General features: G+C 55.1%; 24 protein-coding genes. 16 read left to right on the forward strand and 8 right to left on the reverse strand.

What is annotated here, in order from left to right; translation table 11 throughout:
* The first annotated feature begins 4 nt into the window (after positions 1 to 4).
* The gene (locus TAM4_RS05425; protein WP_048150934.1) at positions 5 to 1,684 is read left to right on the forward strand and encodes an ATP-dependent DNA ligase; all 1,680 of its coding nucleotides are present in this window, start codon (positions 5 to 7) and stop codon (positions 1,682 to 1,684) included.
* Here the strand turns inward: TAM4_RS05425 and TAM4_RS05430 are convergent.
* From TAM4_RS05430 to udp, 7 genes are all read right to left on the reverse strand, one after another.
* Positions 1,668 to 2,402, reverse strand: a complete 735-nt coding sequence (locus TAM4_RS05430) for a hypothetical protein (protein ID WP_014122244.1) — start codon at positions 2,400 to 2,402, stop codon at positions 1,668 to 1,670. The two genes, TAM4_RS05425 and TAM4_RS05430, sit on opposite strands and share 17 nt — an antisense overlap.
* Positions 2,403 to 2,445: 43 nt before the next feature.
* Positions 2,446 to 4,392 (reverse strand): beta-CASP ribonuclease aCPSF1, encoded by a 1,947-nt coding sequence (locus tag TAM4_RS05435; RefSeq protein ID WP_014122245.1) that lies wholly within the window; start codon positions 4,390 to 4,392, stop codon positions 2,446 to 2,448.
* Between the two features lie 10 nt (positions 4,393 to 4,402).
* Positions 4,403 to 4,987, reverse strand: coding sequence for an archaeal proteasome endopeptidase complex subunit beta (psmB, locus tag TAM4_RS05440; protein ID WP_014122246.1), 585 nt, complete (start codon positions 4,985 to 4,987; stop codon positions 4,403 to 4,405).
* A 106-nt stretch (positions 4,988 to 5,093) separates the two neighbouring features.
* Positions 5,094 to 7,610 (reverse strand): CDC48 family AAA ATPase, encoded by a 2,517-nt coding sequence (locus TAM4_RS05445; protein WP_014122247.1) that lies wholly within the window; start codon positions 7,608 to 7,610, stop codon positions 5,094 to 5,096.
* A gap of 65 nt (positions 7,611 to 7,675) precedes the next feature.
* Complete coding sequence (locus tag TAM4_RS05450) at positions 7,676 to 8,434, reverse strand: hypothetical protein (RefSeq protein WP_014122248.1); 759 nt, start codon at positions 8,432 to 8,434, stop codon at positions 7,676 to 7,678.
* Between the two features lie 116 nt (positions 8,435 to 8,550).
* Positions 8,551 to 9,723, reverse strand: a complete 1,173-nt coding sequence (locus tag TAM4_RS05455; RefSeq protein ID WP_014122249.1) for a hypothetical protein — start codon at positions 9,721 to 9,723, stop codon at positions 8,551 to 8,553.
* Between the two features lies 1 nt (position 9,724).
* Positions 9,725 to 10,558, reverse strand: coding sequence for a uridine phosphorylase (gene udp, locus TAM4_RS05460; protein ID WP_014122250.1), 834 nt, complete (start codon positions 10,556 to 10,558; stop codon positions 9,725 to 9,727).
* 63 nt (positions 10,559 to 10,621) lie between these two features.
* Here udp and TAM4_RS05465 point away from each other — a divergent pair, with 63 nt between their 5' ends.
* Positions 10,622 to 11,392 (forward strand): pyridoxal-phosphate dependent enzyme, encoded by a 771-nt coding sequence (locus tag TAM4_RS05465; RefSeq protein ID WP_371136997.1) that lies wholly within the window; start codon positions 10,622 to 10,624, stop codon positions 11,390 to 11,392.
* Positions 11,389 to 11,637, forward strand: a complete 249-nt coding sequence (locus TAM4_RS11970) for a hypothetical protein (protein ID WP_371136998.1) — start codon at positions 11,389 to 11,391, stop codon at positions 11,635 to 11,637. The genes TAM4_RS05465 and TAM4_RS11970 overlap by 4 nt, the downstream gene beginning before the upstream one ends.
* Positions 11,638 to 11,648: 11 nt before the next feature.
* Here the strand turns inward: TAM4_RS11970 and TAM4_RS05470 are convergent, their stop codons facing one another.
* Positions 11,649 to 12,722 (reverse strand): ATP-binding protein, encoded by a 1,074-nt coding sequence (locus tag TAM4_RS05470; RefSeq protein WP_014122251.1) that lies wholly within the window; start codon positions 12,720 to 12,722, stop codon positions 11,649 to 11,651.
* 108 nt (positions 12,723 to 12,830) lie between these two features.
* On the opposite strand from TAM4_RS05470, the gene TAM4_RS05475 reads away from it, so the two are divergent.
* From TAM4_RS05475 to TAM4_RS05535, 13 genes are all read left to right on the forward strand, one after another.
* Positions 12,831 to 13,706, forward strand: coding sequence for an MEMO1 family protein (locus tag TAM4_RS05475; protein ID WP_014122252.1), 876 nt, complete (start codon positions 12,831 to 12,833; stop codon positions 13,704 to 13,706).
* 31 nt (positions 13,707 to 13,737) lie between these two features.
* Positions 13,738 to 14,112, forward strand: coding sequence for a nucleotidyltransferase domain-containing protein (locus TAM4_RS05480; protein WP_014122253.1), 375 nt, complete (start codon positions 13,738 to 13,740; stop codon positions 14,110 to 14,112).
* On the forward strand, positions 14,109 to 14,525 hold the full coding sequence (locus tag TAM4_RS05485) for a DUF86 domain-containing protein (RefSeq protein WP_014122254.1): 417 nt from the start codon (positions 14,109 to 14,111) through the stop codon (positions 14,523 to 14,525). Before TAM4_RS05480 ends, TAM4_RS05485 begins: the two co-directional genes overlap by 4 nt.
* 2 nt (positions 14,526 to 14,527) lie before the next feature.
* Complete coding sequence (locus TAM4_RS05490) at positions 14,528 to 15,532, forward strand: mevalonate kinase (RefSeq protein WP_014122255.1); 1,005 nt, start codon at positions 14,528 to 14,530, stop codon at positions 15,530 to 15,532.
* Complete coding sequence (locus tag TAM4_RS05495; RefSeq protein ID WP_014122256.1) at positions 15,529 to 16,311, forward strand: isopentenyl phosphate kinase; 783 nt, start codon at positions 15,529 to 15,531, stop codon at positions 16,309 to 16,311. Before TAM4_RS05490 ends, TAM4_RS05495 begins: the two co-directional genes overlap by 4 nt.
* 5 nt (positions 16,312 to 16,316) lie before the next feature.
* On the forward strand, positions 16,317 to 17,078 hold the full coding sequence (locus tag TAM4_RS05500; protein ID WP_014122257.1) for a molybdopterin-binding protein: 762 nt from the start codon (positions 16,317 to 16,319) through the stop codon (positions 17,076 to 17,078).
* A 213-nt stretch (positions 17,079 to 17,291) separates the two neighbouring features.
* Positions 17,292 to 19,184, forward strand: a complete 1,893-nt coding sequence (locus tag TAM4_RS05505) for an aldehyde ferredoxin oxidoreductase family protein (protein ID WP_014122258.1) — start codon at positions 17,292 to 17,294, stop codon at positions 19,182 to 19,184.
* A gap of 85 nt (positions 19,185 to 19,269) precedes the next feature.
* The gene (locus tag TAM4_RS05510) at positions 19,270 to 20,841 is read left to right on the forward strand and encodes a class I SAM-dependent DNA methyltransferase (protein ID WP_014122259.1); all 1,572 of its coding nucleotides are present in this window, start codon (positions 19,270 to 19,272) and stop codon (positions 20,839 to 20,841) included.
* A 32-nt stretch (positions 20,842 to 20,873) separates the two neighbouring features.
* The gene (locus tag TAM4_RS05515; protein ID WP_048150052.1) at positions 20,874 to 21,059 is read left to right on the forward strand and encodes a hypothetical protein; all 186 of its coding nucleotides are present in this window, start codon (positions 20,874 to 20,876) and stop codon (positions 21,057 to 21,059) included.
* Between the two features lie 6 nt (positions 21,060 to 21,065).
* A complete protein-coding gene (locus tag TAM4_RS05520; protein WP_014122260.1) occupies positions 21,066 to 21,692 on the forward strand; it encodes a PIN domain-containing protein in 627 nt (208 codons plus the stop codon).
* Entirely contained in the window at positions 21,685 to 21,867 is a 183-nt protein-coding gene (locus TAM4_RS05525; RefSeq protein ID WP_014122261.1) for a hypothetical protein, read from the forward strand. The genes TAM4_RS05520 and TAM4_RS05525 overlap by 8 nt, the downstream gene beginning before the upstream one ends.
* A 3-nt stretch (positions 21,868 to 21,870) precedes the next feature.
* Positions 21,871 to 23,157, forward strand: coding sequence for a restriction endonuclease subunit S (locus TAM4_RS05530; RefSeq protein ID WP_014122262.1), 1,287 nt, complete (start codon positions 21,871 to 21,873; stop codon positions 23,155 to 23,157).
* Positions 23,154 to 24,014, forward strand: coding sequence for a hypothetical protein (locus tag TAM4_RS05535; RefSeq protein ID WP_014122263.1), 861 nt, complete (start codon positions 23,154 to 23,156; stop codon positions 24,012 to 24,014). Before TAM4_RS05530 ends, TAM4_RS05535 begins: the two co-directional genes overlap by 4 nt.
* The last annotated feature ends 384 nt before the right edge of the window (positions 24,015 to 24,398 follow it).

Raw genomic sequence — 24,398 nt, forward strand, 5'->3', positions numbered from 1 at the left:
CGACATGAAGTATTTAGAGCTGGCCGAGCTTTACCGGAGGCTTGAGAAGACCACGCTCAAAACGCTCAAGACGAAATTTGTGGCGGACTTCCTCAAGAAGACGCCCGACGATCTGCTCGAGATAGTTCCATACCTTATTCTCGGCAAGGTCTTCCCCGATTGGGACGAGCGCGAGCTCGGCGTCGGTGAGAAACTCCTCATAAGGGCCGTTTCGATGGCGACGGGCGTTCCCGAGAAGGAAATCGAGAACTCGATTAAGGACACGGGGGATTTGGGCGAGAGTGTGGCTTTGGCTCTAAAGAAGAGAAAGCAGAAGAGCTTCTTCAGCCAGCCCCTCACGATAAAGCGCGTTTACAACACCTTCGTCAAGGTTGCCGAGGCGAGCGGAGAGGGGAGCCAGGACAGGAAGATGAAGTACCTGGCCAATCTCTTCATGGACGCGACGCCCGAGGAGGGCAAATACCTGGCAAGAACAGTCCTCGGGACGATGAGAACCGGCGTCGCCGAGGGAATCCTGCGCGATGCCATAGCAGAGGCCTTCAAGGTGAAGCCCGAGCTGGTAGAGAGGGCCTACATGCTCACGAGCGACTTCGGCTACGTGACAAGGGTTGCCAAGCTCGAGGGGAACGAGGGGCTCTCAAAGGTTAGCATACAGATTGGGAAGCCGATAAGGCCGATGCTAGCTCAAAACGCCGCCAACGTCAAGGAAGCGCTAATCGAGATGGGCGGTGAGGCAGCCTTCGAGATTAAGTACGACGGCGCGCGCGTTCAGGTCCACCGCGACGGGGACAGGGTGATAATCTACTCGAGGAGACTTGAGAACGTCACCCGCTCGATTCCCGAGATAGTTGAGGCGGTGAAGGCCTCACTGAGGCCTTCCAAGGTCATAGTTGAGGGCGAGCTTGTTGCGGTAGGCGAGAACGGTCGTCCAAGGCCCTTCCAGTACGTCCTGAGGCGCTTTAGGAGGAAGTACAACATCGAGGAGATGATCGAGAAGATTCCGCTCGAGCTCAACCTCTTCGACATCCTCTACGTTGAAGGGGAGAGCCTCATCGACACGAAGTTCGCCGAGAGGAGAAAGAAGCTCGAGGAGAGCGTCGAGGAAAGCGATAAGATAAAGCTCGCCGAACAGCTCGTTACGAAGAAGGTCGACGAGGCCGAGGAGTTCTACAAACGCGCTCTGGAGCTCGGCCACGAGGGGCTAATGGCGAAGAGGCTGGACTCCGTCTACGAGCCCGGAAACCGCGGTAAGAAGTGGCTGAAGATCAAGCCCACGATGGAGAACCTCGACCTCGTCATTATCGGAGCCGAGTGGGGCGAGGGAAGAAGAGCCCACCTCCTCGGTTCCTTCCTCGTTGCGGCCTACGATCCGGAGAGCGGTGAGTTCGTCCCGGTGGGCAAGGTCGGGAGCGGTTTCACCGATGAAGACTTGATCGAGTTCACCAAGATGCTCAAGCCCCTGATCGTCAGGGAGGAAGGGAAGTTCGTCGAGATACAGCCGAAGGTCGTCATCGAAGTAACGTATCAGGAGATACAGAAGAGCCCCAAGTATAAGAGCGGTTTCGCGTTAAGGTTCCCGCGCTACGTGGCGCTGAGGGAAGATAAAAGCCCGGAGGAGGCGGACACCATAGAGAGGGTCGCCCAGCTCTACGAGCTCCAAGAGAAGTTCAAGGCGAAGAGGTGAGCTCTTCATCCACCGCAACCGGAGAGGGCAGGGGCAGCTCTTTTACCTCTTCTTCCTCCCTCGGGATCAGTTCCTCCACGAGAGGAGCGGTTCTCAGGACGTCAACGATGAGGAGGGCAACCATGAGCAGACCGAGCCCCATGAGCGCCTTCAGGTATGGCCCGCGATACCCGCCCACAAAGACGAGGAGCGGCAGGTCGTAGAGGGAGTGGTAGAGGGAAGCCCTCAGGTAGCCGGACCAGCTCTCTTTAACGAGGTAGTGGGTGACAGTCACGAAGGTGAGGGCCACGTGAAAGGCGACGAGGAAGACACGGTAGAGGGCCATGAGGTGCTCTCCAACGATCAGGAGGATCAGGGCGTAGAGGGACCCCTCGATGAGGCCGAAGAAGAACGCCGCGCCGATGGTCTTCTTCCAGAGCTTCCACTTCTCCTCGCGGTAGAGCTTGACCGGGAGAAGCTTTGAAAACTCCTCTATGGGCCCGACGAAGATACCCAGGAGGAAAAATCCCGCGAGCGAATTGGAGATGAGGAACGGGAACTCCATTATCGAGGCAACGAGGATCGCTAGGAGACCGAGGAGAAACGAGATCGTCTTCCAAGACATTGCCGGGAGTTTTTCCCACGCTTCCCTGACCTTACGGTAGGTTACGATGAAAACCAAAACCTGAAGGGGGGCCACCGCGTAGATGTAATACCTCAGTATCCCGAGATCGACCACGTTACCACCGTGTGAAAGAAGGGAAGAAACCTTAAAAAGTTTATCACTTCAGCCTTATGGCGTCGAGGTTGTTCGGTGCCCTCGTGGAGAGGTTGAACTTCTTGTGCAGGCTCGAGGCCAGGTCAAGGCACTTGTGCGGCTCGCCGTGAACTGTTATGACGCGCTCGGGCCTCGGCCTCAAGCGGGCGACGTAGCTTATGAGCTCCCTCCTGTCCGCGTGGCCCGAGAAGCCGTCTATCGTGTGAACCTCCATGTTGACCTGGACCACCTCAGTCCTGCCGTCCTCGCCGACGAGCGGTATCTCGCGTAAGCCCCTCTGCACCTGCCTTCCGAGGGTTCCCTCGGCCTGGTAGCTGACGAAGATTATGCTGTTCTTCTCGTCCGGGGCGAGTTGCTTGAAGTACTCGACGCTCGGCCCGCCGACGAGCATGCCCGAGGTGGCGATGATTATCGCGGGTTCGCCACTGTCTATGATATCCTGCCTCTCGCGCGAGTTGGCGACGCTCTTGAATATCGGGTTGAGGAACGGGTTGTAACCCTCGTGGAAGATCTGCTCGCGCAGGCGTCTGCTAAGGTACTCCGGATAGGCAGTGTGGATTGCAGTTGCCTCCCAGATCATTCCGTCGAGGTAGATGGGAACGTCTATGCCGCCGACGCGCGCGTACTCCTCGAGGACCATCATTATCTCCTGGGCCCTACCGACGGCCATGGCCGGAATGAGAACCTTTCCACCGCGCTTTATCGTGTGGTGGATGACCTCTATGAGCCTCTTCTCGGCCTCCTCCCTCGGCATCTGGTAGTCGTTGCTTCCGCCGTAGGTGGACTCCATAACCAAGGTCTCGACGCGCGGGAACCTGCTCACAGCCGGTTCGAGCAACCTTGTGGGTATGAACTTGAAGTCGCCCGTTACCGCTATGTTGTGCAAACCGTTGCCGATGTGGAGGTGAACTATCGCCGAGCCGAGTATATGGCCGGCGTTGTGGAGGGTCAGCCTTATGTCCGGGGCTATGTCGCGAACCTCGCCGTAGTCGAGGGTTATGGTGTGCTTTATGACCTCCTTTATGTCTCTCGGCCTGTAGAGCGGCTCCATTCCGTTCATGTGCTGGATCTCGATGAAGTCCTGCTGGAGGAGGGTCATTAAATCTCTCGTCGGTGGCGTCGTGTAAATCGGCCCGTCGAAGAGCTTGTAGCGGAAGAGGTACGGCAGCATTCCGCTGTGGTCGAGGTGGGCGTGGGTGATGATGATTGCATCGAGAAGGCCCTCGTCGAGGACGTAGCGGAATTCTGGAGCGTCAAAGTGCGGAAACGCTTTGAGCGGGTCCCTCATCGCGGCTATGTTCACGCCGAAGTCAACGAGGACGTAGCTCTCGTCCGTCTGGACGAGGAGGGCGCTCCTTCCCACCTCACGGAAGCCACCCAAACCGGTGATCCTGATCCACCTGCTCTTGTACTCGGGCTTGCGGTAGATCGTCCGCCCTACCTGCCTCAGGAACTTCCTCCTGTCCTTGCTCTCGGTCTGGAGGATCTGCCTTATGGAGTATATCGTCTGGCTCTGGATCGGGGGAGTTCTTATCGCCTTCGGCGCCCAGTGGACTTTCTGCGTGATGAGGCGAAGCGTCTCGCCGTTCTTCCCTATCACCAGGCCGGGCTTTCTGGCCTCTATGATGACCTCGCCGACAGAGGGGTCGAAGCTTATGTTGGTTATCTCCGCCTCCGGCGGGACGATCTGCTTTATCATCTCCTCCGCCTTCTCGGGCGGAATCAGAATGTCCGGATCCGGGCGGACGCTTATCCTCTTCTTGAGCACTTTGGCGAGGTTCCTTATCAGATCGCCGTCGCGCATTATCGCCTCCGGATTCTTGACGTAGATGACCAGCTCCGGACCCTCGAACTCGACCTCGGTTACCTTGGCCTCCCTCGGCACCATCTGGTTGATGACGGCCCTTATGTCCTTGAGTATGTCCTCGACGAAAGTTTCTCTCCTGATCAAGTCCACCACCTCACTTCAGAACCGGTTCAAGCTCACGGTAGCCTTCCTTCGTGATCGTGACGACGGTGACGCCCTCACCGGTGTAAACGTCCCTCCTCATGGCGGCCTTAACGGCTCTAACCGCCAGATCAACGCCCTCCTCAAGGTCCATTCCATCGGAGAAGTTCTCCTCAAGGAGGGCAAGCGCGAACTCCATACCAGAACCGGCCGCTATAAAGCGCTCCTCGGTAACGCCTCCCGCGGCGTCTATCGAGTAAAGCCTCGGCCTCACGTCGTACCCCCCGATCAAGAACCAGGCAAAGTAGGGGAGGTACCTGCTCCCGTGCAGAACGTTCGAAACGAGCGTTGCCATGGCTTTAACCGACATCTCCCTGCCGACCCTCGCGCGGTAGAGCTTTGCCTCAGCGCGAAGAAGCCTGACGAGGCTGAGTATGTCTCCAACGAGACCGGCACCGGCTATGGCCAGATGGTCGTCTACCTGAAAAACCTTGGTTACCTCCTTCGACGTCACCATGTTGCCCAGCGTTGCCCTTCTGTCCGCTGCGAGCACGACGCCGTCCCTACACACCACGCCAACGGTCGTGGTGCCCTTCATTGCACTCGGACTCCCGTTCAACAGTAACACCCCTGTATGGTCTGTGTAGAACAGAAAAACCTCAAACCCCGGTTTGGAAAAGGGGTATTTAAAGATTTCGAAAGGCTCAGAAGGTGTAGTAGTCCACTCCCTTGCCCTCTCCCCTGTCCCTTCTCCTCCTGCTCTCCTCGAAGTTCCGGTAGTAATCGACCATGTAGGGCGTTATGCTGGGCCTGACCTTCTTGAGAGCCATCTCGAAGTCCTTCCTCGAAACCTTGAGGCTCTCCAGGAACTCTTCGCTCTGCTTCTCCACCACGTCCCTTGGAAGCCTCGAAACGGCCCTTCTGAGGGCTATCAGCGCCGCCTCCCTGACCAGGGCCTCTATGTCTGCTCCCGAATATCCTTCCGTTTTCTTTGCCAGCTCCTCGAGGTTGACATCTTCCGCCAAGGGAACGCGCCTCGTGTGCACCTTGAATATCTCCAGCCTGGCCTTCTCGTCCGGTGCCGGCACGAGTATCAGCCTGTCAAAGCGCCCGGGCCTCAGCAGGGCCGGGTCAATGATGTCCGGCCTGTTGGTGGCACCGATGACAACCACACCACTGTTCTCCTGAATACCATCCATCTCAGTCAACAGCTGATTGATCAGGGTGTCGAGGTGCCTTCCGCCCTCGTAGCTTCCCCTCGCCGGAGCTATCGCGTCGATCTCGTCGATGAAGACGACCGTCGGAGCAGCCTGTCTCGCCTTCCGGAATATCTCCCTTATCCTCTTCTCTGTCTCGCCGACCCACTTGCTCAGCACTTCTGGCCCTCTAATCGCTATGAAGTTGGCCTCGCTCTCGTTCGCCACCGCCTTTGCAAGGAGCGTCTTACCCGTCCCGGGCGGACCGTAGAGGAGTATTCCCTTCGGCGGGGTTATGCCGAGCCTCTCGAAGGCCTTGGGATACTTGAGCGGCCACTCCACCGCCTCCCTGAGCTCCTGCTTGACGTCTTCGAGGCCCCCTATGTCGTCCCAGCGGACGTTTGGAACCTCTATGAGAACCTCCCTGAGCGCCGATGGCTCGACCATCTTGAGGGCCTCGTAGAAGTCCTCCTCGCGAACCCTGAGCTCCTGCAGAACCTCCGGGGGAATGCGCTCCTGCTCCGGGCTCACCTTGCCCTCCTGGATGAGCCTCCTGAGGACGACCATCGCCGCCTCTCTCGCCAGAGCCGCTAAGTCGGCTCCAACGAAGCCGTGCGTTCTGTCCGCTATCCTGTCGAGCATTCTGTCTATCAGCTTCGCCTTGACCTCGGAGTAGAGCTCGCCGCTTCCCTTCAGGATCTCCTTGATCTCCCTCCCGCTCTGGGCGGCCTCAACGAGGGGCTTCAGTTTTCCAACTTCCTCGGCGAACTTACCGCCCCGCCTTGCGAGCTCTTCAAGGACCGCGAGGACTTCCTCCTTGTCGAATGAAGGCTCCAGCGGCATTCCCCTGGTGTGTATCTGGAGTATCTCCTTCCTGCCCTGCTTGTCCGGAACGCCGACCTCTATCTCCCTGTCAAACCTTCCAGGTCTCCTCAAAGCCGGGTCAATCGCGTCGGGCCTGTTGGTGGCCGCTATCACTATCACCTTGCCCCTGCCCTTCAGGCCGTCCATCAGCGTGAGTAACTGGCTTACAACCCTCTTCTCGACCTCTCCAACAACCTCCTCCCTCTTCGGAGCTATCGCGTCAATCTCATCGATGAAGATGATGCTCGGGGCGTTTTCCTCGGCCTCCTTGAAGATCTCCCTCAGCCTCTCCTCGCTCTCGCCGTAGAACTTGCTCATTATCTCCGGCCCGTTGATGGCTATGAAGTGTGCGTTTGCCTCGTTCGCCACCGCCTTGGCGAGGAGGGTCTTACCGGTTCCCGGCGGACCGTAGAGGAGAACCCCCTTGGGCGGCTCTATTCCAAGCCTCTCGAAGAGCTCCGGGTGCTTGAGGGGCAGCTCGACCATCTCGCGGATCTTCTGTATTGCGTCGCTCAGGCCGCCGATGTCCTCGTAGGTAACCTCGGGGATGCTCTCCTCCCTCACCTCAACCGCCTGCGGGAGAACCTCAACCTCGGTGTTGTAGGTTATCTGGACTATGCCCTTGGGGACGGTGCTCACCACAACGAACTTCAGCTCGCCGAAGCCGATCGGCATGGCCTCGAAGAGGCCCCTGATGAGGTCATCGAGCGGACTTCCGTAGTAACCGGTCTCACCCCTGCTGCTCGCGACCACTATGTCCCCTTTCACGACCGGCCTCCCGAGGAGGTTCTGCTTGACGATGTCGCCGGGTATCTGGAGTATGACGCCCTTCTGGGCCGGCGCGAGGACGACCTTCTTCGCCTCCTGGACCTGCGCCTTCCTCACCGTCACGTAGTCGCCTATGCTTACTCCGGCGTTCTTCCTGATGTAACCGTCCATCCTTATTATATCGAGACCCCTGTCGTCGGGGTGGGCGTTGGCCACTATCGCGGCGGTTGAGCGCGAACCTATGAGCTCGACTATGTCGCCGGTACCGACGCCGAGCTTCCGCTGGTACTGCTTGTCGAACCTGACTATTCCCCTGCCCACGTCCACCTTCAGGGCCTCTGCAACCCTGAGCTTTATTTCATCCACGTTCTCCTCGCCCCTTCCAAAGATCACAGCCCGCACCTCCTAAGTTTTCTCACGACGATGATCCTACGCTCCAGGGGTATAAAACACCTCCGCTACCTCTTCCTCCTTTGCCTCTCAATGGCCTCTTCGAGCGTCATGTTTCCAAGGGCAACCTCCCTGGCGAGCCGGGTGGATATCGTTATGTTGCCGCTCAGTTCCCTGCTCCTCCTCTTGATGTCCTCGATTTCCCGCTTCGTTGGCTCCCTGACCTCAAGCAGCTCGCCGATCGTCGCTTCCCTGCCCTCCCTGAGGGCGATGTTTATCGAGGCAACTATGTCCTGAACGCCCGGGGCCTCGGTGTTCCCGACCCTCGGCGTTGTTCTCGCCTCGTTCACGAGTATAACCCTGTAATCGTAGCCGAGGGCCTGGCCGAGGGCCTTGAGGGTTAAGGTTCTCTGCCTCCTCGCACCGTGACCTATCTTTATCCTTGCCTCAGGGTACTTCTCGAGCAGCTCAAGAACGACCGAGACGTCCCTCGGATCCCTCATCCTGTGAACCTCGAGAACCCTGTTGTCGGCCACGACGCTGAGGCCCGGTCTCTCACCGGGGTCTATTGCGATGAAAATCCGCCTGAACCTCTCCCGCCCCTCGAGAAAAGCCAACAGCTCGTCTATGAAGCCCTCATCCCTCGCGAGGATCTTGGCCGGAAAATCGACCTTCCCCCAGCTGACCTCATCGACGAGAACGACCTCGACGTCGAAGGGGATCCTCTCGCCCGGTCTAAGGCTGTGGAACCCTATTCCATAGGCCTTGAGGGTCTTCACGATGGTGTAGTAGGCCCTCGCGTCCTCGGTGATGACCGCAACCCTCATTACCAACCCCTGACCCGATGTCGGGGAAAAGCCTTAAATCTTTCACCCCCAAATAGATCTGAGGTAGGCTCCATGTTCCCGCCCAAGAAGAAGGTTAAAGTCGAGGACGATGAGGATTACCTCGAGGAGGAGCTCTGGGAGGAGGACGACTTCGAGGAAGAAGACTGGGAAGATGAGTGGGAGGACGAGGACTGGGACGAGGACGAAGACTGGTAGAGAGACTCTTCGTATTCCCTCTGGATTTTTACGCCCATCTCAAATATTTCGCGGGACTTCTCCAAGAGCTTTGGATCGTTTTCCTTCTTCGCCTCGCCCAGCATTTCAAAGGCGAGGAACTTGAGCAGGCGGGCGAGGATGTAATCGCTGTCCGGGGTCAGAACGGCCTCGGCGAGCTCCCTCTCAAGCAATCCCCTCACGGCAAGCTCCCTGAGAACCAGCAGCTTTTTCACGGGGCTCCTTATCTTACAGGAGAGGGAACCAATTTCCCCAAGCCTTCCATCCTCGATCATCCTGAGGGCGAGCAGATACGCGAGATCCTCCGTTTTTCCGGCCTTTCCGGCGAGCTCAAGGGCCTTCTCGATAACACCGGCCCGGAGGTATATCAGTCCTGCCTCCTCGAGGAGCTCATCCCTCAGCGGCCCTTCGACGAGCTCCGCCCAGTACTCGAGCTCGGCAACGTTGGCCATATCCCCGAGCAGCTGGAGGTAGTCACGCAGATAGCCGGCTTCCACCGTCCCAAACTCAAAGTAGGGCCTCTCCGGGGGGCTCCGCCGGACCTCGGTGAGGGAAACCACCTCGTTCCTGAACTCGCCCTTCATCCTGAGTATCTCGCCGCCGGGCATCAGCTTGCCGTCCTTGAGGCTTATTCCGCCGGGAAGGGGCTTTAAAACCTCGACGTCACTCTCATCAAGGCCGAGCTCGCTGAGGCTTATCTCCGCCCCCCTCTCCACTATCGCCCTCGCTAAAACAGTTGAAACCGTGCGAAGGGCCTTTTTCCGTGTGAATTCCCCCCTGATTTTCCTGGCGACCTCAATGGCCAGCTTGAACTTCCCCTCCCTTGAAAAAATGTAGGATAGGTTCGCGAGGGCATCGTCCCTCAGGGAATCCGTCGAGATCATCCCTGCTATCTCAACGGCCTTCTCCGGGTTCCCCCGGGCGTAGGCTTCCGCGACCCATCGGAGGGCGTAGTCCCTCCAGTAGGGCTCCTCGATGCTCTCCGCGACGAGCAGTGCCGTGTCCAGCTTTCCCTTGGCGATGAGCGCCTTAACGTCGATCAACCGCTCATCCATCTCAACCCCTCAGCCCGGGGAACCATACCTTCTTTCCTTTCTTTTCCTTCTCCTCGTCCCACTCGGCGAGTATCTTCACAGCCTCGCTCGCCACCAAAGCCGCTTCCTTCTCACCGGCCTTTCCGAACTCGTTCGTAACGCGGTTCGCGAAGACGGCGCAGACGCAGCCGGCCCTGAGCCCGTAGATGTTGGCGAGGGTGTAGAGCGTGGCCGCCTCCATCTCGAAGTTCGTGACGTTGGCCTGCCTGAGGTCATCGACTAAATTCTTTGCGAAGCTTGGGAAGTAGCCGTTCAGACCCGGCCTGCCCTGGCCGAGGTAGAAGCTGTCCGTCGAGGCCGTGATGCCGATGTGGTATCTAACGCCCAAGCTCTCGGCAGCCTCGATAAGCGCGAGCGTCACCTCAAGGTCCGCAACGGCCGGGTATTCAACGCGGACGTACTGCTTTGAGGTTCCCTCAAGCCTCACGGCGGCCTTGGCTATAATCAGGTCGCCTATCTCCATCCCCGGCTGGATTGCGCCGGTGGAGCCCACCCTTATGAAGGTGTCAGCCCCTATCGCCGCGAGCTCCTCGATGGCGATGGCGGTCGAGGGCCCGCCTATTCCCGTCGAGGTGACGCTTATTGGAACGCCCTTGTATCTGCCGGTGTGCGTTCTGTACTCGCGGTGGAAGGCTATCTCCTTAGCTTCGTCCCACAGGGAGCTTATCTTCGGAACCCTCTCCGGGTCGCCCGGCAGGAGAACGTAGCGCGCGACGTCGCCGGGCTTGCAGGCTATGTGGTACTGGTAGCCTTCCTCGGTCTGCGGCCTCTCGGCTGAAATGAACTTCTCCACCATGGCAACCACCTTTTTAAGTTTCGATGTCCTTTATTCCACACCATCCCTAAAAAAGGTGATGCTATGCTGCGCTGTTCCCGTTGCGGGAGAACTTATCCAGAAACCTTTCGCCTTACCTGCAACTGCGGGGGAACGCTTCTCGTTGAGCGGGACTTAAAGGCATTCACACCGGAGCCGTTCCTTGACGTGAGGCGCTACCGCAGGCATCTGCCCGTTAACGGGGTAGTCGTCCCAGTTCCAGCGGTTACGCCTGTAAGCGGGCTCGAAATCAACGGCGTTAGGGCCTTCTTTAAGCTCGAGTACCTCCAGCCGAGCGGTTCATTCAAGGACAGGGGCACCTGGGTTACGGTTTCAAAGTTGCTCGACGAGGGCATCACAGAGGTCGTCCTCGATAGCTCCGGCAACGCCGCGCTGAGCTTCGCGCTCTACGGTCTTGCAAATGGAATCCGCGTTCATGCCTTCGTCTCCTACGATACGAGTCCCGGCAAGCTCTCGCTCCTCCAGGGGCTCGGTGCTGTTGTTCACTACGTTGACGGCGACAGAATGGCCGTCCACGAGCGCGCGGTCGAGTTCTCCGAGCGGAGCGGAGTTACCTACGTCTCCCACTGGCTCAACCCCTACTTCCTGGAGGGCACTAAGACAATCGCCTTTGAGCTTTACGAGCAACTCGGCGTTCCCGACTGGATTCTTGCCCCAACCGGAAGCAGAACCCTCTTCCTTGGCCTCTGGAAGGGCTTTTCCGAGCTAAAAGCGATGGGGAAATTGGTAGACTTCCAAGGCTCGTCGCGGTTCAGGCTTCCGGCTACGAGAGCCTCTGCGAGCGCTCGGCAGTGAAAAACATCCTCGCTGAAGGTATAGCCATTCCCGAACCTCCGAGACTCAACGGGATGAAAAAGGCGCTGAATGAAACCGACGGGCTCTGCGTGAGCGTTGACGAGCTTGAAACGATGGGCGCGCTCAGCTGGCTTAAGAGACGTGGCTTCCTGGTCGAATCAACATCTGCCGTTGTCCTCTCCGCGCTGTGGAAGCTCATTGAAACGGGTCTGGTTGAAAAGGGGCACTCGTTGTTCTGCCCCTGACGGGTTCGGGTTTAGAGCTGATTTAGTCCAAGTCTTTCCGCTGTGTACCTGTAAACAGGGTCTGTGAACCGATATACGCCCACTTCATCTTTTTCCACTATGAACAGTTCGTTGATCAATGCGTTGAGGAGGCGGTGAAGGCTGTCCTTCGATATTCCCGTTCTTTCAAGCTCACTCCACGTTGCCCCGTATGCGAGCTTCTTCACAACGAGCCTTGCTTTTTGACTCCTCCCCTTGAGCAAGTTTTCCAGCTCTTTCTCCGCTTCCCTGACCGCTTTCTCGAAAACGACTTTGACTGCATTTTCGTGGGGCAATCCGAGGCATCTTCTGAGACCGTAGAGATTGAGCCATCCAGGGAGTGTTCCCAAGCTATGGATTGTCGATGCGATTTCCCTTTCGTTGAAGGGCACTCCACACCCCCTGAACCCGTTCTCAAGGAACTCTGCCGCCTTCCACTCCGGCCATGGGTGAAGCGTTATTTCGAAGGGAATTCTACCGAACAGGCTGTCTCTATGTCCCTGGCGAAGTAGTTTTCTGACGACTCCGGCATAGGAACCGGTAAACAGAATGAGAAGGGAGTCGTTTTCGTTGAAGGCTGTTCCCAATGCACCGAGCATACTCTCCACTCCCTGTGTCACGTTTTGAATCTCGTCGAGTATGAGGACGGTGTTCTCGACGCTTAAGAGGGCATCCTCAAGGGCGTGTTTTGCCGGGGCATACTCCTTCAACTTCAGGGTCGCCCCGATTCCGCTGGCGTGCACCCTCACCTCCGAAAGGTACTTCGACAGTCTCTTGATTGTTGAAGCCGGCATTTTCCCGAGGATTTTCTCAGTGGCCCTCCGTGAAGTTCGGGCAGTTCTCAGGTCCACGAATACAACTTGATAGTCATTTTTCTCGCTAAATTCCGAAGCGGCCGCCCATGCGAGGCTTGTTTTCCCGACCATCCGAGGACCGAGTATTACGGCCCAGCTCCCGGCTTCCATTGCACCCATCAACTGTTCAAGTTCATAATCTCTCCCAAAAAGGTCTTTTCTGCTCTTTCGTGGTCTCTGGTCAAAATAGTGTTTGCGTTTTTGTTTTTTCATCCGATACCCCCCGAACATGTTCGAGGGGTATCTAAATAAACGTTTTGGCTACTAAACTAACCCAAGGTATTTAAACTCTCGCGCCAACTAACTCCGGAGGTGGTGGCGATGATAAGGTACCCAGCAGTAGCGGGAAGCTTCTATCCTGCCGACGAGGAGCTCGTGCTCATGCTCGAGAGGTTCTTCAGCGACCTCGGCGAGGAGGGAAGCGAGAGACGGATAACCGCCGGAGTGGCACCCCACGCGGGCTACATCTTCTCGGGCTATACGGCATCGAGGACATACAAGGCCATCTTCGAGGACGGCCTGCCGGAAACCTTCGTAATCCTCGGGCCCAATCATACAGGCCTCGGCTCGCCGATAGCGGTCTATCCCGAGGGTGAGTGGCTGACCCCGCTCGGGAGCATCGAGGTCGATGCCGAGATGGCAAAGGAGATAGCGAAGCTCTCCGGAATAGCTGATTTAGACGACCTCGCCCACAAGTACGAGCACTCCATCGAGGTTCAGGTGCCCTTCATCCAGTACCTTGCCGAGCTCGCGGGGAAAGAGGTCCGGATCGTTCCCATAACCCTCGGCATTCAGGACGAAGAAGTTTCGAGGGCCCTCGGAAAAGCAATATTCGAGGCGAGCGAGGAACTCGGCAGGGACGTCGTGGTAATAGCGAGCACGGACTTCATGCACTACGGCCCGGCCTACGGCTACGTGCCCTTCAGAGCCAGGGCCGACGAGCTCCCGCACAGGATAAAGGAGTGGGACTTCAGGCTGATACGGAGAATCCTCGACTTCGACGTTGATGGTCTCTTCAGGGAGCTCCGCGAGATGAGGCACACGATGTGCGGCCCCGGGGCCGTTGGAACTGCCATCGTTTACTCCCGCCTCGCAGGGGCGCTTGAGGCTGAGCTTTTGCACTACACGACGAGCTACGAGGTCAGCAGGAGCACCGAGGCGATAGTCGGCTACGCGAGCATCGTGATGAGGAGGTGAAGTTTTAAGAGTTGCTAGCTTATTTTCTACCATGAACCTCGACGATGCCGTGAGAAAAATCCTCCAGCTCGGCGGCGACCGGGTGAAGTTCATCATCCTCTTCGGCTCCCGCGCGAGGGGCGAGGCGAGGAAGGACAGCGACGTCGATTTGTGCGTCTACTACGAGGGCACTCCCAAGGAGGCCTTTGAGTTCAGGATGCACGTTCTCGGGGTTCTCCCAGAGGAATACGACGTCCAGATTTTCCAGCTCCTCCCAGTCTATCTCAGAAAGGAGTGCCTCAGAGGAAAGGTTCTCTTCTGCAGGGACGAGACGTTCCTCTACGACCTCGCCTACGAGACGATAAAGGAGTGGGAGGACTTCAAGCGCTACTACTACGACTACCTCGGCCTGGAGGCGATAGAATGAGGATTGAGCTCATACGCTCAAAGCTTGAGGAGGTAATGGAGAGCTTAAGGCTCGTTGAGGAGAACCTACCCGATGACTTTGAGACCTTTGAGTCCCTTGGGCTCATCAAGGATGGGATATACAAGAGGATTGAGTTTGCAATCCAGAACGTCATCGACATCTGCGCGATAATAAACTCCGACCTGAGGCTCGCGATGCCCGAAAGGGAGGAGGACGTTTTTGAGGGGCTGGTAAGAGCGGGGATAATCCCTCGGGAAATGGCCGAGAAGCTCAGGCTCATGAAAGGCTTTCGAAACATCCTCGTCCACAGATATGGGCGAATAAACGACGAGCTTGCCTTCGAGGTCCTTCACGAGCATTTGGGAGATATCTACGAGTTCGTTGAGCTGATAGAGAAATTTTTGGAGGGTTAAAAATGAGGGTTTTAGCATCCGCCCCAGCTAAAATTATCCTCTTCGGCGAGCACAGCGTCGTCTACGGCAAGCCAGCGATAGCGGCCGCGATAAACCTTAGAACCTACGTGTGGGCCGAGTTCAACGACAGGGGAGCAATCCGGATAGAGGCCAAGGACATACGCGTTCCTGGTTTGACAGTTTCCTTCTCCGAGGATGAGATTTACTTCGAGAGCGACTACGGAAAGGCCGCAGAGGTCCTCAGCTACGTCCGCCAGGCGATAGAGCTCGTGAAGGAGGAAGCGGACAAGAACGGGAGGGGAATCACCGTCTCGATAACGTCCCAGATTCCCGTTGGGGCTGGCCTCGGTTCTTCCGCCGCCGTTGCAGTTGCCACAATCGGAGCGGTTTCAAGGCTTCTCGGCCTCGAACTGACCAACGAGGAAATCGGAAGGCTCGGCCACAGGGTTGAACTCCTCGTTCAGGGGGCATCGAGCGGCATCGACCCCACGGTCTCGGCGATAGGTGGCTTCATCCACTACGAAAAGGGTAACTTTGAGCACCTGCCCTTCATGGAGCTTCCAATCGTGGTTGGCTACACGGGCTCAAGCGGTTCAACGAAGGAACTGGTCGCGATGGTGAGGAGAACGAGGGAGGAGATGCCGGAGATAGTCGAGCCGATACTCCTCTCGATGGGCAAGATTGTGGAGAGGGCGAGGGAGATCCTCCTCTCCGACCTCGATGAAGAGGTTCGCTTCGAGAGGCTTGGAAGGCTGATGAACATCAACCACGGGCTTTTGGATGCACTCGGCGTTTCGACCAAAAAGCTCAGCGAGCTGGTCTATGCGGCCAGAACTGCTGGAGCTTTGGGAGCCAAGATAACCGGGGCCGGTGGCGGCGGCTGTATGTATGCGTTGGCCCCTGACAGGCAGAGCGAAGTGGCAACGGCCATAACGATAGCTGGCGGAACTCCGATGATAACCGAGATAAGCAGGGAGGGCCTCAGGATAGAGGAGGTGATCCCGTGATAATCGTCAAGATCGGCGGCAGCGTCTTCAGCGACAAGAAAGGGGATCCAGAGAACTTCGACCACGAAACCGTGAAACGGCTCGCGGAGGAGATCGGAAGGTTCTATCCTGAGAAGAGGTTCTTGATCGTTCACGGTGGCGGGAGCTTCGGCCACCACCACGCCAAAAAATACCGGATCAGGGACGGCCTTCCCGAGGACTTCGAGAAAGCTAGGGAAAGGATGATCGGCTTCACGAGAACGCACCAGTCCATGCTGAGGGCCAACGGCAACTTCATCGACCACTTTCTGGAGATAGGCCTTCCCGCTTTCCCCGTTTCAACGTCTTCCGTCTTCATAACCGAGAACGGGGAGGTTGCCTACGGCGACGTTGAGGTCATAAAGAAGCTCCTCGAGCTGCGCTTTATCCCGGTTCTCTTCGGTGACGTGTCGGTCGATCTGGCGAAGGGCATAGACATCCTCTCGGGCGACCAGATCATAACATACCTCGCCAAGATGTTCAAACCGGAGAAGGTGATCTTCCTGATGGACGTTGACGGGATCTACGATGGAAAACCCGGCGAGGGACAACTTTTGCAGAACATCGGCGTGGACGAGGTCGATTCACTCCTCGATAGGCTGGACTGCTCGGCAAGGGACGTTACCGGCGGGATCTGCAACAAGCTCAGGGAGGCCAAGAAGATCGCCCGCTTTTCCGAGGTCTGGTTCGTGAACGGAAAAGTGGCCGGAAGACTGAGCGGGGCGATTAGAGGGGACGGCTTCGGAACGGTTTTGAGGTGATGGGTATGTTCGCGGAGATACTCACCGTCGGGGACGAGCTCCTCACTGGGAACACAGTTGACAGCAACTCGGCCTTCATTGCCAAAAGACTCACGGAAAGGGGCTACTGGGTCAGGAGAATAACGACGGTCGGGGACGACGTCGGGGAGATAAAAGCGGCCGTTCAGGAGATCCTGGGGAGAAAGCCCGAAGTCCTCGTGATCTCGGGCGGCCTCGGGCCGACTCACGACGACGTTACGATGTTAGCGGTTGCGGAAGCCCTTGGAAAAAGGCTCGTCCTCTGCGAGGAGTGCCTGGAGAGGATCAGGGAATTCTACGAGAGGCTCCACCGCGAGGGCTACATAGACGATCCCGGGCTGAACGAAGCGAGGAGGAAGATGGCCTACCTGCCTGAGGGGGCGGAACCGCTCGAGAACGGCGAAGGTGCCGCACCGGGGGCATACATAGAACACGGGGGAACCAAGATTTTCGTTCTCCCGGGGATGCCCAGGGAGATGAAGGCGATGCTCGAAAACGAGGTCCTGCCGAGGCTTGGAGGAAGGAAGTTCGTCCAGCTCAAGTTCTTAGCTGAGATAACCGACGAGAGCAAGCTGGCACCGATCCTGAGTGAGGCCCTGGAGAGGTTCGACGTGAGGATACACTCCTCGCCGAAGGGCTTTGGCAGGTACATAGGCATCATAATCTTCGCGGAATCGAAGGAAGAGGCCGAGAAGGTCGTGGAGTTCCTCGAGGAGAAGGGGATCTCCCTCCAGCGGTGGAAGCTCTGAGGAAAAGTTCAACGTTTTCAGCCCTTTTCTGTAAAAATTTTTCGTCGTTTTCCTGAAATCTGAAGGTTCTCCACCTCCAGCACCGAAAGCTGGAAGCCCCTTTGCCCTTTTTCGTTAAACGGGAGTGTTTTAGGATTTTGGGAAAATTAAAGCTGTTTGTGAACCCAAAAGGTTTATTAGAAACCGTTCACTACTGATCGTTGGTGATCCACCATGGATGGTTACTGGGGAAAGATTCTGCGCGTTAACCTTACGACCGGGGAAATAAAGGTCGAGCCGCTCCCGGAGCACTTCCCGAGAAAGTACCTCGGCGGCGTTGGATTTGGAACGAGACTTCTCTACGACGAGGTTCCAGCAAAAGCTGACCCGCTCGGACCCGAGAACAAGATGATCATCACGCCGGGTCTCTTCGTTGGGACGGGAATCGGAACCGGTTCCAAGACCGCTTTCAACTTCAAGAGCCCGCTTACTGGAGGATACGGCCGCTCGATGGCCGGAGCCAAGATGGGCGAGGAGCTCAAGAAGGCCGGCTACGACGTTCTCATAATCGAGGGCCAGAGTGAAGAGCCGGTTCTTCTCTACATCAAGGACGATGAGGTCAAGCTCGTTCCGGCAAACGAGTACTGGGGCCTCACCACCGGCGAGGCGAGAAAGAAGGCCAAGGAGGAGTATCCCGGCTTCGCGACTGCCTTCATTGGTCCCGCTGGTGAGAACCTCAGCCTTATTGCAACGATAGACACCGACGAGAGGCAGGCCGGTAGAGGTGGCCCCGGAGCGGTTCTCGGAAGCAAGAAGCTCAAGGGAATCGTCGTCAAGGGCACCAAGAAGGTCCCGATCGCCCAGCCCGAGAAGCTCCGCGAGCTCATCAAAAAGTGGGCTCTAATCTTCAAGGACCACCCGGCAACTAAGGCCGATATGGAGTACGGAAGCGGCGAGTTCCTCGACTGGATGAACAGGGAGAGGGGAACCTTCCCGACCAGGAACTGGCAGATGGGCTTCTTCAAGAAGGCCTACGAGAGGGCCAAGGAAGAAGGGAGAGAGCACATCTACATCGACCCCTACTACTGGGCGCCCAAGTACCGCGTCGGAAGAAGACCCTGCCCGCTCTGTAACAAGCCGTGCAGCCAGTACGTTAAGGTCGAGAGCGAGAAGTGGGGCACCTTCATGACCGACGGTCCGGAGTACGAGACCCTCTACTCCTTCGGTGGAGCCCTTGAGCTCGACGACTTCGAGACCGTTGCCTACCTCAACTACCTCGCGGACGAGCTCGGTCTTGATACCATCTCCGCCGGTGTCACAATCGCCTGGGCCATGGAGGCCTACGAGAGGGGCCTTCTCACGAAGGAAGAGGCAGACGGCCTTGAGCTGACCTTCGGCAACGGCGAGGCTGCTGTCGAGGCGCTCAAGAAGATGGCCTACCGCGAGGGCAACCTCGGAAAGCTTTTGGCCGACGGTGTCAGGAGGGCAAGCGAGAGGCTCGGCAGGGGAAGCGAGAAGTTCGCGCTCCACGTCAAGGGCATGGAGCCCCCTGCCTACGACGTCCGCGGCATAAAGGGAATGGCTTTGGCTTTCGCGGTCAACGTCCGCGGCGCCGACCACCTCACCAGCGGTGCCTACGGAACCGAGCTCGTCGGCAAGTGGTGGAAGTTCGAGGGCGTTGACAGGACCAAGGCAGAGAACAAGGGCTTCGAGATTGCCTTCCACGAGAACCTCATGGCCATATACGACGCCACCGGTGTCTGTAAGTTCTCGAGGCACATGTACTTCCTTGAGGGCTTCCCCGAGCTCGTCGAAGCGGTTACCGGCATGAACATCGGCGAGGCCGAGCTGATGGTCATCGGCGAGAGGATAATGAACATCGCAAGGGCATTCAACGTCCGCGAGGGCTTCACCAGGAAGGACGACACGCTCCCGTACAGGATTATGTGGGAGCCGATTCCGGAGGGACCGAGCAAAGGTTTACACGTCCCGCCGTGGGAGCTCGACAGGATGCTCGACGAGTACTACCAGGCAAGGGGCTGGAGCAGGGACGGAATCCCGACCAAGGCCAAGCTCATGGCCCTCGACCTGCCGGACATCGCGAAGGACATCGGAGCAGGAATCTGATTTCCTGCCCTTTATTTTGTGTCTCTTTTTCCACAAGGAGTTAAATATAAGAATCCGACCGAGTATTTTGCCCTTGGTGTGAGTCATGGAGAAAAAGCTAACGGATTTCATAGGCGCATCTCCCCAAGAGAGTAAGGCCCTAACCCGCGAGGAGCTTGAGAGAGTCCTCAAGAAGGCCGCGGATTTAATCAGGACGAGGGTCGATTACAAGTACATCCTTCTTCTGCTTTTCTTGAAGAGGTTAAGCGACGAGTGGGAGAAGGAGTTTGAGGAGTACGTTAAGAAGCTCATGGAGGAAGGGCTGGATAGAAAGACAGCCGAGGAACTTGCTCTTCAGGATAAAGAGGCATACACCATCAACTACCCACCGGAATACCTCTGGAGAAAGCTCCGCGAGAAGGACATCGAGAACCTCCCCCAGAACCTCTCGCAGGCCCTCAAGAAGCTCGCCGAGCTCAACCCCAACCTGAGGGGTGTCGTTGACCGCTTTGACTTCATGGAGTTCATGCTCCACAGGGACAACGCCGAGATACTCAGACAGCTCTTCGAGTTATTCAGTGGGCTCAACCTAAAGAATGCTTCACCGGACGTTCTCGGTGATGCCTACGAGTGGATTCTCCGCTACTTTGCCCCCCAGAAGGCCAAGGAGGGGGAAGTGTATACCCCAAGGGAAGTCATAAGGCTTCTCGTTGAAATCCTCAAACCAAAGCCGGGTGAGGAAGTTTACGACCCGGCGATGGGCTCCGGGGGAATGCTGATAGGTGCCTACCTCTACGTCAAAGAGAAACATGGCGAGAGCGAGGCCAAAAAGCTCTTCCTCTACGGCCAGGAGGTCAACCCGACCACCTACGCCTTAGCGGAGATGAACATGATACTCCACGGCATCAAGTCGCCGAAGCTTGCCGTCGGCGATACACTTCTCAGGCCCGCCTTCAAGGAGGGAAACAAGCTCAAGCGCTTCAATGTGGTCATAGCAAACCCCCCGTGGAACCAGGACGGTTATGGGGAGGCCACACTCAAAAAGGCGGAGTTCAAGGAGGAGCGCTTCAAGTACGGCTATCCTCCCAACAACTCGGCCGACTGGGCGTGGATACAGCACATGCTCGCGAGCGCAAGAGATGAAGACGGCAGGGTCGGGATTGTAATAGACAATGGCGCGCTCTTCAGGGGAGGCGCTGAAAAGAAGATTAGAGCAAAGGTACTCAAGGACGACCTGGTTGAGGCGGTAATTTTGCTCCCCGAGAAGCTCTTCTACAACACCGGCGCGCCAGGGGCCATAATGATATTCAACCGGAACAAGCCCACCGAGAGAAGGGGGAAGGTTCTCTTCATCAATGCATCCCAGGAATATGAAAAGCACCCGGAGGTAAGGAAGCTCAACCGCCTCGGTGATGGGCACATAAGGAAAATCGTTGATGCATTTGAGAAGTTCGAGGACGTTGAGGGCTTTGCGCGGGTCGTTGAGCTGGATGAGATAAAGGAGAACGACCACAACCTCAACGTCACCCTCTACGTTTTCCCGATGGAGGAAGAGGAAGAAATTGACGTTAAGGCCGAGTGGGAGGAGCTGAAGAGGATTAACGAGGAGCTCGCGAAGGTGGATGAGAAGATTGAGGGGTATTTGAAGGAGCTGGGGTATTGGGGGAAGGGTTATTAAATCTCCCTGTCTAAATTAATTGGGTGAGGAAAATGGCCACAAAAAAGAAGAAGTCCACAACCAAAAAGCCTAGGCGCATTCGTATTCACAACCCGCTCACCGGAAAGTATTATCTCGCTGAGATTCAGCCCAACGGACAGTATAGAATAGTTGGGCTTTGGCACCCCCCAAAGAGGTCGAAGAAAAAGAAAAAATCCGTATGGAGCCTCCTAGGTTGATGGGTCATGATTAAGGTGTTCATAGACACGAACACCATAGTCCACTGGCTTGTTATCAAGAAAATGATGGAAGAGCACGGGAAGGAAATCTTGGAGAAATACAAAAGACTTAAGCAGTCTTACGAGTTCGTTGAGGCTGTTCTTTCGAGGAAGTTTAAAAATGCGGAGTTTTACATTTCCCGCTTAACCCTTGCGGAGATGACCAAAGCAATCCTTGATTTTATCGTGTACGAGAAGATGCGCCTCGACGGGGTTGCGGCCATTTATGGAATGAAGTACTTTAAGGACTATCTCTTAACAGATGAGGAATTCGACAGCTTTCTTGAAGGTATTATTGAGGCCTTCAATGTTCTTGAGAGCGAACTGAACGTGCTAGAGGACGACCTCTCCGATTTGGAATACTACCCCTTCTTTGTGGCGAGGGCGGGACTGAGAACACAGGACGCAATTCTACTGACGACGGCCATACGGCATGAGATGGACTACTTTGTTACAATGGATAGGGACTTTCATGATTTGCTGGAGGACAAGCGAATAAGGGACAGGACGAGGAAGTTCTTCGAGGAGAGAAATTTTAGAATCGTGAGACCGGGAAGGATGATGCAGATTTTGGAGGAGATAACCAATGAGTGAGGGGGCCGAGAAGATATTTGGGGCGTTTATGGTGTTTCTAGTTATAGCAATTGCCGGTTGGATGATGCTTGATATCGATATCGTGAGACCTCTGGGTGTTGGGTGGTTTATACTTGGGGTTTTGGTGGCCATAGGGATTTTAGTTGGGATAATTGTAAAGTTACTCGGTGAGTAAACTATGCAAGCTAAAACCAAACTCAAGAAAACTCCAATCGGCGAGATTCCTAGGGATTGGAAAGTTGTGAGAGTTCGGGAGATCTTTGATGTAAAGACCGGAACAACCCCCTCAACAAAACAAACAGACTATTGGGAAAATGGAGAGATGAATTGGATAACACCAACTGACCTGAGCAAACTAAATGGTAACATTTACATGGGAGATAGTGAGAGAAAAATCACTAAAAAAGCGCTTGAAGATTATAACCTAAGTCTCCTCCCTAAAGGCTCACTTATATTGTCAACGAGAGCCCCCGTGGGTTATATTGCTGTTCTCACGGAAGAGGCCACATTTAATCAGGGATGCAAAGGACTTGTCCCCAAGGATCAGAACAAAATCATTCCAGAATTTTATGCTTACTATTTTAAATTCAAGCGACAACACTTAGAAAGTTTAAGTGGTGGAAGTACCTTCAAGGAACTTGCTAAGGCCATGCTTGAACGCTTCTTAGTTCCTCTCCCACCCCGCCTCGAGCAGAAGAAAATCGCCGAAATCCTGAGAACTGTTGATGAAGCGATTGAAAAAACAGACTTGGCAATCGAAAAGACGGAGCGCTTAAAGAAGGGCTTGATGCTGAGGCTTTTGACCAAAGGAATCAAGCACGAGAGGTTTAAGAAAACAGAGATTGGAGAGATTCCGGAGGAGTGGAGGGTTGTTAGGCTTGAGGAAATAACTAGAAGGATTAAAAGAGGACCATCCAAGAAAACAGATGACAACGAAACAGGTGTGGTTTATGTAACTTCTGACTATATAGACGACCATGGAAACCTTAATTTTGATAATCCTAAATACTTATCTTTAGAAAAGATCGACAGGCTAGACAAATATTTGTTAGAGGAAGGCGACTTGATTATCAATTGTGTAAACAGCCTTGAGAAAATTGGGAAAGTTGCCGTTTTTGAAGGTTATTCTAAAAAAGCGATTGTCGGTTTTAATAACTTTGCTTTGACACTTGTATCCACGGTTAATCCATATTATGTTAAATATTTCTTCCTATCCTACAAGGGCAAGGCTCTCATTAAATCAATATCTAAAGCAGCTGTACAACAAGTTAGTTTTAGCTCGAAGGACTTACTACGTTTAAAAATCCCCCTTCCTCCTCTCCCCGAACAAAAACAAATCGCCGAAATCCTCTCTACCGTTGATAAAAAGCTCGAACTCTTAAGGAAGCGCAGGGAGAAGCTTGAGCTGGTGAAACGCGGGCTGATGAAGGGTTTGCTGACGGGAAGGAGGAGGGTTAGCGTGTGATCCTTGATACATTTTCGTTTACTCCCATTGAGATTTCCCTAGCGATTGTAGCTTTTAGTGCGATTCTCTACTATTTTGGCCGGCTAATAGCCGACACGCATGTTGAACAAGCTGATAAACCTGTTCTTTACGTTGCAGGATTTATCTTCGTTGTGTTCTTTATCTTAATTCCTGGTGGAGTTGTGTACTGTCTCAAAAATTACCTCGCGTGGATACCTAACATCGCACTTGTGCTTCTTCAAATTGGGATGTTCTCAATGCTTTCTTGGGCATTGACGACTTACGAATATTTTCTTAAGCACAGTCTTTTGGACGTGTTCCAAGAGAGATACCGAGAGAAACTAGAGGAAGTCAAAAAAGATAATACCCTTCTGGGGGACATTATTGTAGTCTACGAGACAATGAAAAATAACAAAGATCCAGTTTCAACATTCTCAAGTATATTTGAGGCCAATAGAAAAATCTCTAGCAATTACGTCTTTTTAATGTTAGTATCAATAATTTCCATTTTTTCACTATATAGAGCAATCTCAGAGCGCTCTGTGGTCCTTATTGTAGCTACTTCAGTACTGGGGATATTTCTCTTCACAATGATGGCACTTGTTTATGGGTTCAGTACTGCATATTATCCCCCCGCAGTCATTCACCTAAGAAACGGACAGATTCTCCAAGGCAAGCTTCTAAAATTCGGGGATTTTGTATATTTACTTGATCCTGAGCAAAAAGTTAAATTTTTCATAAATAAGCAGGAGATTATGTATTTAGAGGAGAGCTTATTCAAAAATCAATTCCCAATTTCTCAATCCGAGGACCAAGTTCGAATGAAAACTCTAGAAGAACACAATGAAAAAGTATAAGTACTATTGTATGTAAAAACACGATGTTGTGTGTGGAGGTTGGGGCGCTCTTAGCCCTAGCAGCTTCAGTAGACCTAGCGACTACAGTACTGCTAATACAGCTTGTAAAGGAGGTGATTGAGGTGGCCATGTGGCTATCTACATCACTACAGTGGGAGAAGGGCGGAGTGGCGGTCCCCCTCTGGGCTCGGAGGTACTAGGGGATCGTCATACAGGGCCAAGAGCGTCTTACCCTCGCTTCCCAGAGGGTGTGGGGGTTCGACTCCCCCACCTCCGCCCACAGGAATTCAATATCAAGAAAAATCAGGTGAAGTTCTGACTTGCATGAATATTTAAAACCAAGAGAGTTTATCCATAAACATCCAACCTCTCTAGTGCCCACGT

This window comes from Thermococcus sp. AM4, assembly GCF_000151205.2.
In the GTDB taxonomy this organism is placed as follows: Archaea; Methanobacteriota_B; Thermococci; order Thermococcales; family Thermococcaceae; genus Thermococcus.